The organism is Aquimarina aggregata (genome assembly GCF_001632745.1).
Taxonomy (GTDB): domain Bacteria; phylum Bacteroidota; class Bacteroidia; order Flavobacteriales; family Flavobacteriaceae; genus Aquimarina; species Aquimarina aggregata.
In genome coordinates this window covers 44,361-58,022 of record NZ_LQRT01000035.1, presented here as the reverse complement: position 1 = coordinate 58,022, position 13,662 = coordinate 44,361, and the positions used below count along the sequence as shown (strand labels likewise).

10 protein-coding genes are annotated in these 13,662 nt (G+C 31.2%); 5 read left to right on the top strand and 5 right to left on the bottom strand.

Going from position 1 to position 13,662, the window contains the following annotated elements; genetic code table 11:
* Positions 1–43 precede the first annotated feature (43 nt).
* Together AWE51_RS26680 and folE are read right to left on the bottom strand one after the other, a co-directional pair.
* Complete coding sequence (locus AWE51_RS26680; RefSeq protein ID WP_157766175.1) at positions 44–214, bottom strand: Lacal_2735 family protein; 171 nt, start codon at positions 212–214, stop codon at positions 44–46.
* Positions 215–291: 77 nt separating this feature from the next.
* Positions 292–990 (bottom strand): GTP cyclohydrolase I FolE, encoded by a 699-nt coding sequence (folE, locus tag AWE51_RS18555; protein ID WP_066316588.1) that lies wholly within the window; start codon positions 988–990, stop codon positions 292–294.
* Positions 991–1,243: 253 nt separating this feature from the next.
* Here folE and AWE51_RS18550 point away from each other — a divergent pair, with 253 nt between their 5' ends.
* Positions 1,244–1,777, top strand: coding sequence for a CIA30 family protein (locus AWE51_RS18550; RefSeq protein WP_066316584.1), 534 nt, complete (start codon positions 1,244–1,246; stop codon positions 1,775–1,777).
* Positions 1,778–1,809: 32 nt separating this feature from the next.
* Here the strand turns inward: AWE51_RS18550 and AWE51_RS18545 are convergent, their stop codons facing one another.
* The 3 genes from AWE51_RS18545 to AWE51_RS26195 all read right to left on the bottom strand — a co-directional run bounded on the left by AWE51_RS18545 (position 1,810) and on the right by AWE51_RS26195 (position 5,483).
* Entirely contained in the window at positions 1,810–4,722 is a 2,913-nt protein-coding gene (locus AWE51_RS18545) for a PKD domain-containing protein (protein WP_066316583.1), read from the bottom strand.
* Between the two features lie 291 nt (positions 4,723–5,013).
* Positions 5,014–5,175, bottom strand: coding sequence for a DUF1737 domain-containing protein (locus tag AWE51_RS26200; protein ID WP_082832508.1), 162 nt, complete (start codon positions 5,173–5,175; stop codon positions 5,014–5,016).
* A 149-nt stretch (positions 5,176–5,324) separates the two neighbouring features.
* Positions 5,325–5,483 (bottom strand): DUF1737 domain-containing protein, encoded by a 159-nt coding sequence (locus AWE51_RS26195; RefSeq protein WP_082832507.1) that lies wholly within the window; start codon positions 5,481–5,483, stop codon positions 5,325–5,327.
* A 935-nt stretch (positions 5,484–6,418) separates the two neighbouring features.
* Between AWE51_RS26195 and AWE51_RS18540 the strand changes: the two genes are divergently transcribed.
* The 4 genes from AWE51_RS18540 to AWE51_RS18525 all read left to right on the top strand — a co-directional run bounded on the left by AWE51_RS18540 (position 6,419) and on the right by AWE51_RS18525 (position 13,611).
* Positions 6,419–7,378 carry an FHA domain-containing protein gene (locus AWE51_RS18540; protein WP_066316582.1) on the top strand — a complete coding sequence of 320 codons (960 nt, stop codon included), beginning with the start codon at positions 6,419–6,421 and terminating at the stop codon, positions 7,376–7,378.
* A 51-nt stretch (positions 7,379–7,429) separates the two neighbouring features.
* Complete coding sequence (locus AWE51_RS18535) at positions 7,430–11,524, top strand: TOMM system kinase/cyclase fusion protein (RefSeq protein ID WP_066316580.1); 4,095 nt, start codon at positions 7,430–7,432, stop codon at positions 11,522–11,524.
* Positions 11,525–11,545: 21 nt separating this feature from the next.
* Positions 11,546–12,451 carry a hypothetical protein gene (locus AWE51_RS18530; protein ID WP_066316578.1) on the top strand — a complete coding sequence of 302 codons (906 nt, stop codon included), beginning with the start codon at positions 11,546–11,548 and terminating at the stop codon, positions 12,449–12,451.
* 236 nt (positions 12,452–12,687) lie between these two features.
* Complete coding sequence (locus AWE51_RS18525; protein WP_066316575.1) at positions 12,688–13,611, top strand: hypothetical protein; 924 nt, start codon at positions 12,688–12,690, stop codon at positions 13,609–13,611.
* Positions 13,612–13,662: the final 51 nt, after the last annotated feature.

The following is a 13,662-nucleotide window of genomic DNA, read 5'->3' as shown; positions in this document are numbered from 1 at the left end:
CTATTTCTTAAGCGAGATTCATTTTTGAAACTCGCTTCTTTTTTTACTTTTTGTTCAGACTTTCGATTTGGTTAAGGATCATCTCTGCTTCAGCATATTTTTTGTCACTTTCTGCTCTGTTAATACTTGATAATTCATGCCATTGACTCATCAGTTTTTCATATTTCTTCTGTAATACTTCAACTTGACTTTTCTTCTTAAACAATCCAAACATAATGTGTTTTTAAATGTATATTATAATTTATAAGCCTTCTATTTACTTACACTAACTTTGTTACACGATGAAAAAAATTAATGGTTAAGATAGTTTTGTAATTCTGCTATTTTTTCGGGCGTATTAAATGCTCCCCCATAGTAACAAGTTACTGTTGCCGAAGTATCATCCTTAATTCCTCTAGAGGATACACAAAGGTGTTTCGCATCAATAATTACAGCAATATCTTCAGTCTCTAAAACTTTTTTTAATTCTGTAGCAATTTGATTCGTTAATCGTTCCTGGACCTGTGGGCGTTTGGCAAAATATTGTACAATCCTGTTAAGTTTAGATAAACCAATTACTTTACCAGACGAGATGTAAGCAAGGTGGGCTTTACCAATTATAGGAACAAAATGATGCTCACAATTAGAATAAAAAGTGATGTTTTTCTCGACTAGCATTTGTTGATACTTATACTTATTATCAAATAATGCTATTTTGGGTTTGTTTTTGGGATCTAACCCAGAAAAGATCTCATCTATATACATTTTTGCAACTCTCTGAGGAGTGCCACGTAGAGAATCATCTGACAAATCTAATCCCATAACATCCATGATTTCTGCAAATAAATGAGCAATTCGTTCCTTTTTTTCAGAATCAGATATATCGAAAGCATTTTTTTTCATGGGTGTTTCTAGTCCTGTACTAAGGTGATCATCTCCTATATCTTCAATCGAAAAACCATTTAAATTATAACCATTAGGTTTTGTTATTGTTTCAGTTTGTAATTTCATTCGTTACTATTTAAGATGTGTAAATGGCAAAAATTTACCTTCAGTATTAAGGTATGCAGACTTTGTTTTGTTGAATTAATTTCAAGTGTACTTACGCTTTTTCCTTATACTTTCAATTCAAAGTTACAATAATGTTTAACTTTTTGGAGTATACATTAAACAAAAATTAACATACTACTATAAATTTTATTTATTGAACCGTTGTACCTTTGACTAGGTTCGAGGCTTTTAAAGCTTTTTAAATATTGAGCTTATGAAGTATCTATTTCTATCTTACAGTTTTTTTATGACGATGAGCAACTCATTAATTATTTTTGATTTCAATAAGGATAGTATTAGCACTAGTTGGAAAATTGTTGATGATACCGTAATGGGTGGTCGTTCAGGAGGTAATTTCTATATTAATGAAGAAGGTAATGGCGTTTTTGAAGGATACGTATCCCTAGAAAACAATGGTGGATTTTCTTCGGTAAGGCATACGTTTGAATCTAAAAGAGTTGCAAATTACAGTAAAGTTCTTATTAAATTAAAAGGGGACGGAAAACGGTATCAGTTTAGGATAAAATCAAATAAAAATGATCGACACGCATATATCTCTTATTTTGAAACTACAAAAGATTGGCAGTCGATAGAGATATCGCTTTTAGATATGTACCCTACTTTTAGAGGTAGGAAATTAGACATGGATAATTTTCCTTGTGAAAACCTTGAAGAAATTGCATTTCTTATTGCCAATAAAGAAGCTGAAAATTTTAAGTTAGAAATAGATAGTATTAAATTACAATAATGTGACTAATCATAGCTATAGTATTGTACTAGTTATTCAGTTTTTACAGCTTTAAGGGTAATAATTTCTTTAGTACTTAGAACAATATTGATAAAATAAATACCCGATAAAAGGTTTTTACCAAATTGTATGTTTTTATCATTTAAAGGATAAAGGGTTTTAATTTTTTGCCCCATTATATCATATATATCTATTCTAGAAACTTCTTTAGTATTGTTAAGAGATAAAATAAAATCCTGTCGACTTGGATTTGGATACATTAATGCTTTTCTATATAGAGTTTTTGAGGTTTCCACTTGTTGCTTATTGCAGTTGGGTGTAGTTGCAGTTATAGAATAATAAATGGTAAAATTTTTAGTTTTAGAAACCATTACAAAATTATCAGAATCTAAAGTTACCCAATAAGAGCCATCAAACCCTGGGATTCCTGTTCCTGTGAGTGTTAACTCTGGTTGAGGTTGATTAAATTTTTGTCTAATCTTAGGAAGAAAGTTATTCCAATAATTAGGATTACCATTATTTGTGTTCATTGAGAACTGATATAACCCGTTATTCTCAAGACTCCAATTTATAGTAAAATTTGTTATATTAGAAAGATCAGGACCTTGCTTTCCAAGTACGTTAATATGGGTGTATTGAGTATTGATCGATGCCAGTGTTTCTAAAATGGGTGTTCCGTAACCGCAATTGGTATCTGTATCGATAACCTTAATAATTTTGGTAGCACTATCCGATTTTCCATCTTCGTTAATAACGGTTAATGATATTGTGAATTCTCCCACTTGCGTATAGGTAGTCGAAGTTGTTACCGTTGTAGCAGTATTACCGTTACCAAGATCCCAGGAGTAGGTTAAATTTCCGCCATTAGGTGTAGAAGAAGCAGATGCATCTAGAAGTACCTGTAAAGGAGCTGTTCCAGTTATTGGCGTTGCAGTAAATGAAGCAACAGGTTTTATGTCTGTTGAGTTACCAGTGACTTTAATTTCTATTTCATCTGTTCCTATCGCTCCTTTATTATCGGTTACAGTCAAACGTACAATATATATCCCTTCTTTACTCATGTTAATCATAAAATCGGGTGTTGAGGCGCCACTTGTAACTGCTAAATTTGGACCGCTTATCTGAGCCCATTTATACGAATTGATTATTCCGTCACTGTCAAAAGAAGAGGAGCCATTAAGATGAAGTTCTCCTGTGTCAACCGTAATATTTTCTTTGGGTATTATTGCAATTGGAGTATTGTTATTTGCAGTATTTGATTTGCTAATTTCATATAATTTAATGCTTGATATTGTTATATCGATTCCTTGGCTTACCTGACCTAAAAAAATCGCAATATTCATAGTATCATCTGTGGTCGCAGTGACAATTGGAGTTTTAATTGTTGTTAGAGTTTCAGAAAGCGTTGGCTGTTCGTTGATTAATAACCCATACGGGGAGTGATTTTGTTGTAAGACAACTTCTATTGTTGTAGAGGAACTTGCATATGCCTCTATTTCTATGTAATAGGTATTGCCGGCTTTAATGTCTGTTGCCTGTACCAATTGTGTATGCCAGTTTGTTCCCGTTGATTGATCAAGGCGTATAGTAGCACTTTTATTAGAATGTGATAAGGAGGCTTGTGCTCCTTCAAATGTATTTAATGACCAAAAAGAATTGTCAATCTCAAAATTTGGATTCGTATTTTTTATAATAGTAGTACTAAGTTCAAAAGAATATGAAGCCGATTTTGGACTTTCGTTACCCGCTAAGTCGATAGCACTTACTGCCAGACCAAAAGATTGGCCGGCTTTGGCACTTATATCAGTAAATTGATTAGTACTAGTCGTACCTATGGCAGATCCATTTTTATAAATAATGTAGTGTGCGGTATCGACAGAGTTTGATGTATTCCATTTAAGAAATGGTTTAGCAGGATTCATTTCTGTTTCATTTAGTATTGGAGTTGCTGGTGCAATAACATCATTTGAGGAAAAAAGTTTTCTGGTTTCAGATTCACTTTTAGCATTAAAGAAAGAGCGTTCTCTTAAGTGATGGGTGTATAAAACACGAATCAAGTCGTTTGTACCAATTATAGCATTTCCCCATGTCGGCCAAGGAGTATTGCTCCAATCCCAACTAATATAACAAGAAGCTTTTATACCGGGATAATTATCAATAAAATTAAAATAATCTTTAAACCAATTATCCCAATCTTGATCATCGTCTGCACCAACAAATCTAGGGGTAGATTCTCCTATCATTACTGGTTTGCTAGCACTATGGGCAGAATTCATAAAGGCTACTGTTTTTGTACTCGTGAATCCTTCTGCAGAAAAAATATCAATTGCCCACCAGTCAACATAAGAATCCCCTGGATAAAATGAAGTGAAGTCAGCATCACCATCAGCAGAAAAGCACCATACAGTAGCGACTTCTATGTTTGCTACTCTTATTTTATCGGTAATTCTCTTAAAAGATGCTACATAAGTTGATGCTTGATATCCATTCCAAGCAGAGCCATTAAATTCATAACCAATTCTCAAGAAAACAGGCCTGTCTAATTCTTTTAAACCTTCAATAAGATAATCGATCTGTTGGTCATACTGTCCTATAGCGACATCATCTTCATAATGTTGATTTGGATCACCATCTACAGTCATTGATACGCCAATCTGCGGTATGACAAAATCGTTTCTAAAAGACGCTAAATTAGATTTTAAAGTAGTCGACCAAGTGCCAGATGTTAAACTTTTAAGCGAAACATAATACATATACATAGATGGCTTATGATGCTTAGGCATTTTGTTATAATAAGATTGAAAATCAGAATAACTCTGTCCAGCTCCATGATAGATGTGATCATTTAATTCATATCTGGCGTTATAATTATTTCTGGTAGTTTGAGCAAAAACGAATTGATTAGCAAGAAATAATAAATGAAAAACGACTATTTTTTTAAGCATAATATTTTCTTTTAGAAATAATAAAACAATGACGATAATGACGTTTTTATTGTCTTAAAAAAATAGAAAGATATGCGGATGTTATGGTATAAGAACCAATTGTTATTTTACGGTTATTGAATAACTGTAATACAGAAGGGGGATATTTTAGTAGTATAAAAGTAGTATAATTTTTTGGTAATACTTATAAATTTTGGTCAACCAGATTAATAATTGTAAATAACTTATACTTTATTAACAAAGCAATTCATTTTTTGTATTTGCTACTGCATGGTTTACTATTTTTTATTCTTACTCTTCACTAACAATAGGTTGAAAAAACCTAAGCCCTAATTCTCCTCCATAATTAAGTATAAACATACTTCCTGTGGGTTTCCAATCATCATCGAGGAAAACATTAACTTTATTTTCCAGTTTGTTTTCTGTTTGAGCAGATACTATTTTGTATTTCATAGGTTGACGAGTTTTACTTTTATATGTTGTGGGGTGTGAAAATCTAAGATATTCAAAATTTTAATCAATTTGTTACGGGTATCCGTATAACAATTATTTAACAGTGTATAAAATTCTTTGGTAAGATTTTTCGCTCCTCTTAATACTTACTAACCAATAACGATAGGTTGAAAGTATCTAAAACCTAATTCTCCTCCATAATTTAAAATAAACATACTTCCGGTGGGCTCCCAACCATCATCTAAAAATATATTGACTCTATTCTCTAATTTAATTTCGGTTTGGGCAGATATAATTTTGTATTTCATGATTTAGTTAGTTTTTAATTGAGTATAGTTAAACACTAATTTATTTAGGATTTTTATACTGTTATTGCGGGTATCCATAATTAGATTAAATAGTAAAATCATATTTTCGTGAGTTAAGCTTTAAGTTTCTGAAAATCAAAACATAAATAAGCAACAGCACACATGATGATTCTATGTTAAAAAAACGCTAAAATCATTTCCATATTTATATTGGTTTGGGAGATAATAAACGCCTTTTTTAGTTTAAGGATATATACAAATGCTTTACAGTTTCTAATAAAAAGGCAAGTAAATATTTGGTATTCAATTGATTTAGATTTTTTGTTTGGTTTAAACTAATATATAAGGGATGTATATGCTTTCTTTTTTTATTTTTTTAGAAAATAATTAAGTTCAAAAAAATAAAAAATTGGCTATGGTAATTCAAATCATTGTTGATTTAGATTTAATATTCTGGATTTCAGATAAATCCAAAATGGATGTGTATGAATGTATTTCAAAATTGAAAAACATTAAATTATAGCATTACCATTATTTGATTACGGAAAAACCATAACTATTTATTTTTCAATTATTTAAGTGTTCTTTCATGTGAGAAAAGAAATAATGTTTTTTATATTTGAGAAGCACTAATAAGCTTAAAAACAATTCAATTTATGATGTAAATTACTCTTTTCTAACCCAGAAAGATGCAATATCATCTTCATAATTTAAAAAATAAGATTTAAGTGCAAGTATATTTTTTGACGTAAACTTAAAATAATAATCGTTTAAAATTTAACCAACTTAAAGTTCATGACAATTATTTCAAAATATTCATTTATTTAGGGGGAGTTAATGTTTTTTGCTAATTGTATTTTACGGTTTGCCAGAGTAGTTTATTTATAAATACTATGTAATTAGTATACAAGGAATATAAATGAAATATTGGGATAATGGCTATTATAAAAAATAATCAAACAGAAGAAATCGTATACCTGAATACACAGCATACCTTTGGTAGGAATCGACATATTGCGAATACCCACATTTCGGAGAAAGATATTTCCCAATCCCATGCTTTAATATCTTGGAAAGGTAGTGATTGGTATATACAAGATCACAGTAGAAATGGTACTTTAGTTAATGGAGAATATATTAATCATGCCACAGTAAAACTTAGTAAAGGTTGTAGAATTCAATTTGGAGAACACGAATCTACACAATGGGAAATGATTAATTTGGATTCTCCTTCGAGCTATCTTAAATCTATTCAGAATACTAGTAATATTATAGAACTAACTTCTTGTCACGCTTTTCCAAACGAAGAAAAACCAGAAATACTTATTTATCCTGAAGATACTACTTGGAAATTCGAACAAGCTGGAGTTGCTGTTGATCTGGCACAGAACAAAACATATAGTATAGATGGTGAAGAATATGTTTTTGTAGAAAACCAAGTACTAGAAGACACAATGGATAATGGGCATGTGGTAAACAATGCGTATTTTCAGTTTACTTTAAGTTCTGACGAAGAACATATACACATTAAGATTATAACACAGAATCTAGAATTAGATTTAGGTGAACGTGTTCATAATTATATTCTATTAGCTTTGGCTAGAAAGAGACTCGCAGATGTTAATGCAAATCATGTAATGGGAGATCAAGGTTGGATGTCTATAGATGATTTATTGGCTGATATGAGTAAAGAATTTGGTAAAGAACTAGATACCTACTATCTGAATTTAAAAATTTATAGACTTAGAAAATTATTGATCGAAACAAAACCATATGGATATTTATTTTCAAATATTATTGAAAGAAGATATGGTGAAGTACGCTTTGCACATCCTTATTTTCAAATTATAAAAGAAGAAGCGTGCATTGGAGAAGTATTAGCAATGACAAATTAATCCCCTAATCGAAATATATATAGACACATCACAAATTAATAGTACCCGATAATGAAAAACTCTTCGACAACAAACACATCAAATGTCGATACTGATCTTAAAAATTACAATATTCTTGAAAAAATAGGAGAGGGAGGATATGGTAAGGTTTTTAAGGCAGAGCAAATAAGCACAGGTCAAATTGTAGCTATTAAAATGCTTAAGTTTAAAAACACTCTTGATGAACAATCAAGAAAGCAACAAATAGCTCGTTTCGAGAGAGAAACGCAACTTTGCGTACAAATTAGTCATCCAAATATTGTTAAACTTTTAGATAAAGGTTATACGGGAGACCATGAACCCTATGCAGTTTTTGAATTTATCTCTGGTGAGACATTAAAGGATCTGATCAATAGATATAACGGTTTATCAGCAGAAGAGACCGGTGCATTGATGGAACAAGTTCTGGAAGCGTTGATTTGCGCACATTCAGAAGGGATAATTCATCGTGATCTAAAACCACATAATATAATGGTCACTAAATTAGGTACAAAATCTTATGTGAAAATATTAGATTTTGGTATGGGGACATTCACCTATGACTTTAAAAGTGAAGACTATAAGGACCTTACATTAACACATGATGTAATTGGTACTCCCGCTTATACTGCACCTGAACAATTAAGAGGAGAACCGCCAACGGTAAAATCTGATCTTTATGCCTGGGGATTAATCTTTTTAGAATGCCTTACAGGAAAACCAGTAATGCAAGGTACGAGTGTTGCAGAAATTTTTCAAAAACAATTAGATCTTACAGATGTACCTTTGCCTCCTTCAATTTTGGATCATCCATTAGCAAAGGTGCTAAGTCATGTGTTACACAAAGATCCACGAAGACGTATTCATAATGCGATCATGATTTCTGAAGCATTAGAAGATGTAAATTTAAGTACTTTGGTAGGTAGGATCCAACCTCAAAATACACCTGTACAACCTGCCGATAACCTTACCGAAATTAATCAATTTGCTTGGCTTAGCACTCATAGTGAAAAAAGACAACTTACTGTTTTGTGCGCTAAACTAAGCTTGTCTATATCCGAAAATGCAACCTTAGATATTGAAACTCTAGAGGCAATTCAAAAAGATCAGTTGCATCTTTGTAAAGATACTGGTATGCGTTTTGGTGCTCATATATCAGGAACAATGGCAGATACGATGATTATGTATTTCGGGTATCCACAAGTAAGTGATAATGATGCTAGACGTGCGGGTAGAACTGCATTAGAATTGATTAGTCAATTGCAAAAAAGAAGTGCATTGTTGTATGCACAACACCGAATAAGTATTGATATACGTGTAGCAATGAATTCTGGTACCGTACTTATAAAACATAAAAGCGATCCAGAAGGATTAGTAACAAATGCTGCATTTAATCTTTTATATACAACACAACCAGGGCATATTTTGGTTGGAGAAACGACCAAAAAATTATTAGATCCTTATTTAGAATTTGAACCTTTTATTACTCAGGGTTTTTCTGGAGGTAGTAACTCATTAACAGCATTTTTGCTTACAGGTGAGCGACCGGCAGAGGCATTGTCAAATCTTAGTTTGAGAAGTGCAGATCAAAGAATGATTGGTCGAGAACAAGAACAAGAACACGTTTTTGACGTATGGAAAACGGTAGCTCCTAAAAATGGAAAAACCATCTTGATTAAGGGGCAAGCCGGGATAGGTAAATCTAAGCTTATCTATGAAACCAAAAAAGGTTTAGTACATGATGGATTTGTAGTTAGAGAATGTCGTTGTCTACCAGAATATCAAAATAATGCTTTATATCCTATTTTCGAAATGCTCAAAAAGGATGTGGGGATACATGATGATTTAACAGATAGCATACCACAATTAGAGAATGCATTAAAAAAGGTAAAATGTGATCCCGCGATAGCGATACCGATATTATGCTCGTGGTTTGCCATTCCTTTAGGTGATACATATCAAAACTCTGAAATATCTCCTTTAGAACAAAAAGAAGTTTTGTTTAATATTCTAGAAGAATGGATTTTAAGTATTGATACTCAAAAAAAATTCATGCTTATCGTTGAAGATTTACACTGGATTGATCCTACAAGTCTTGACTTTTTGAGCATACTAATCTCAAAAATTTCTAAACAAAATTACTTGTTGTTACTTACCGCACGACCAGAGTTCGAACATGACTGGAAAGAAGAACAAGCTACAGAAATAGGATTGAAGATACTAACAAAAGCTTATGCAGAATCATTGATCAAAGATTTAATACATCAAAAAGAAATTGATGAAAAAGCATTAGATTATATTGTTGAGCGATCAGATGGAATTCCTCTATTTATTGAAGATTTAACAACAATGTTGACCGATCAAGAATATTTGATACTAGAAAATGATACGTATCGGTTAGCAGCAAAGTTTGATGCAACCTCTGTACCGGTAACTTTAAAAGGATTGCTAAATACAAGATTAGATCGAACTGGCTTTGCCAAAGAAACTGCACAAGTAGCGTCGGCTATAGGTCGAGAATTTACCTACGACCTTTTGGTAAAATCTTCCTCTCATGATGAAGCGATGGTACAAGGTAACCTTAATGTATTACAAGAAGCTAACCTAATCTATAGACAACGTCGTGTACAAAATGAGATTTATGTATTTAGACATGCGTTAATTCGGGATGCTGCTTACGATGGTATGGTATCTCAATTAAAAAGAGAAGTTCACGGTAGAATTGCTAAAGCTCTTGAAGATAATTTTAAGGAAGTTGTAAAAGAAAATCCATTTGAATTAGCCAGACATCAAGCAGAGGCTGGTCAATATGATAAAGCATCACAACTTGGATTAGAAGCAATTAAACGAGATATCAAAAATTCTGCAAATGAAGAAGCCTTACGATTGCATCTGGTGATTAAAGAATGGGTAGTACGAATTCAAGATGAAAATCAAAAACTCAAGGGCGAACTGGATTTAAATATCTGTGTCATGGCTGCAATCTCTTTAAAAGAAGGATGGGGGAGCCATGCTTTATATGAAATGGCTAATCGGAATGTGGAGTTAATAGCAAATTTAAAATCGAAAGAAGGATATACTGTAGACGAGGATATTGATGAACATGAATTAAAGAATGATTGGGCGTTGTTTTCCTATTTTCATGCGCAATCAAAAAGTAAAGAAGCAAAAAATATTGGTGAAATGCTTATTGAAAAATCTATTCAAAAGAAAAATCATAGGGTAGAAATGGCAATATCTTCATTTTTAGGACAATCTTATTTTATTTCTGGAGATATAGATAAATCAGAAAAATTGCTTACCACAGTATTCGAAAAATTTGATTTACAAAATGATAAAAGTATTTTTGAGGACTATGGTTTTGATCCCTATATTTTCGCTACTGGCTTATTAGGATTTATTTATTGTTTTAGAGGATACACTAATAATGCTTTAGAATTATATAAAAAGGGAATTCGTTATGCAAAAACTACAGATAATGATGCTCTATTAGTTACAGCTTTTGTTTTTATGATATGTTTTCTTTCTTTGATTGATGATAAAATTTTGAGTAAGAAATATGCAGATGAGTTACATGAAATTCTAGGTGATAGATTAAAACAAGTTTGGGTTTCATGTTTACTCGATATATTGACCGATTGGGTTAATGATAAAACAGATGTGGCAGAAGAACAAAGAGAAGGTATTATAAAAGCAGGACAAAGTTTGGCTTTGTCTTATTATGAACCGTCTATGATTAAAACATATTTGAAAACAAAAAAATATGACAAAGCATTAGAATTATTGAATAATTCTTTAGATCGTCAATTAAAACATGAAGAGCGTTCTATTTTACCTCTTTTTTATAATTTACTAGGACAATGCATGTGCTTAAAAAAGAAAAACACAACTGAAGAGATAGAATCTATTTTTAAAACTGCGATTCAATATGCCGAAGAGATGAAGTTTGGTTTATTAAAATTGCACACAACCGTAGATTACAGCGAATTTTTAATTAAAGAGAATCAAATTAAAAAAGCGGAAGAATTATTAAGTAGTATGAAAGAATTTTGTAATACCATGACCGAAATTCAAAGCCTCGAAATTTTTAAAAGATATCAAAAACTAAACACGCAAATACAATTATAAATCTAATTAAAACCGAAAAAAATGAGCACACAAGATTTAATGGCAGAAGAGTCAATACACCTACGTTTAGCAAAGGTGAGAAAAGAAGTCAAAGATAGATTTGATGCAAAACCTCTTAATGATTCATCATATATAATGTATCATATGATTGACCAAAACATACCAAATGATGGTACAACAAAAGACGATATATTAAGAATTGTACAGTTCTTTAATACATTATCTTTTTTCGAATCTGTAAATGAAGCTTTAAGAGATGCTTATTTAGAGCACAATAGTTTAAGGCTTGGGTTTTTAACTAACGGAGCATTGTTTCGAACTGAAAAAGTAGGAAATAAACTAGAAGTGAAAGAAAGATATAATATTCATGAACTTGCTAAACTACCTTCAAATGAGTATGATAGAATTCTTTCAGAAATAGATGAACAATTAAAAAATCTAAGTGCTTCAGCAATAGAAAATGATAAAATTGAAGAAAAATGGTATTTCTGGCCAGGTTGTGAGATGAAAATTCCAGAAGAGACTACTATATTAGTAGATACTTCGGTACAAAAATCTAAATTCGTCGTAACTAAGAAAAAAATAAAATCGACTAATGATCAGGCGACCCAAATCATATTAGAAGAAAAACCTTACCAATTGGAAGTTTCTCTTTTGGGGGATAATGAATTCTTCTATAAAGAAAATGAAGAGGCTAAAGAGCAAAAATTAAAAGCTGGTTTTTTTGCGATCAATAGATCAGAGCCTGAATTTGAAGGTGTAAATGCCGATGGTTTTAGTGAAATCGATTTGGTATTAAAAAATGGTGAAGAATACGACTTTACTCTATATATGCCTTATAACAGTCCAAGGTTTGATGTGTTAACGCATTTGGAAATTTCTGGTAAAAATGGAAGAGTAGAAGAGTTTGTTGCAACTACGACTTAATTCTAGATCATTTTTTAATTGTTAGAATATTATTAAAAATATCATAAACAAGCCTTTGTTTTTGGGTGAGTTATTTAATTTATAGTATCTTATTTAAGTGTTTGATTTTTAGTAACTTAAAACCGTAATTGATTTAAGTTTAATCCTTATTAAGTTAAAATTTAATATTATGTAGGATAATAAGACAGCTAAAAACCAAACACTTATTTAATTAATAACTCTTAAAACTTAAAATCATGGTTAATGAAGAAACTGAACCATCAACAATTGTAGAGAATTTAAATTTAGAAGAGCTCGTAAGAAAAGAAATCAAATCATTATTCGATGCTCAACCTAATAATGATCCGTTGTACCAAGTGTATGATGCAATTGATAGAGCGATAACCTCAAAATTTAAGGTACTAATTAATGAAACAGATTTAATTAAAATAGATATCTTAAGAATTACTGAATTTTTCAATACATTTCATTTTTTTGAGTCTATTAATGATTTTGTTAGAGATGCCTATGTTAATTCTAATAATTTGAGACATGGTTTTTTAACCAATGGAGTTTTGTTTAGAACAGAAAAAACCAATAACAAAGACCAAATAGAGTTCGCGGTAGGTTATACCATTACAGAATTAACGCAACTTCGCAGTACGAAACCCGAATTATATAAAAGTATAGTTAATGAAGTAAAGAGCCAATTAGAAGGTTTTATAGCTACTGATTCTGAAGAAAAATGGTACTTCTGGCCGGGTTGCGAAATGAAAATTCCAAAACAGACCAATATTATCTTAGATACTTCAATTTCAAAATCTAAATTCGTAATTGTAGAAAAAACAGATAGTATAGAGGATAAAGCCCAAATTGTTGTTGAAGAAAAACCTTATCAATTAGAACTTTCTATTTTGATGGATACAGATTTCTATTATAAAAAGAATGAGAAAAATAAACAAAAATTAAAATCAGGTTTTTTTACGATTAATAAAGCAGATACAGAAAATTATGCCTCTCTAGATTTTAGTGAAATTGAGTTAGAGTTGCAAAAAGGAGAAAAGAAATACGAATATACTCTGTATGTACCTTATGCAAGTCCAAGATTAGATGTAAAGACAAATATGAAAATTTTTGGTGCAGATGCAATAGTAGAAGAATTTATTGCAACTTGTACTTGATTTAATAAGAATTAGTATCTCGTTAGTCAAAATGCTTATCGATATTTTTAA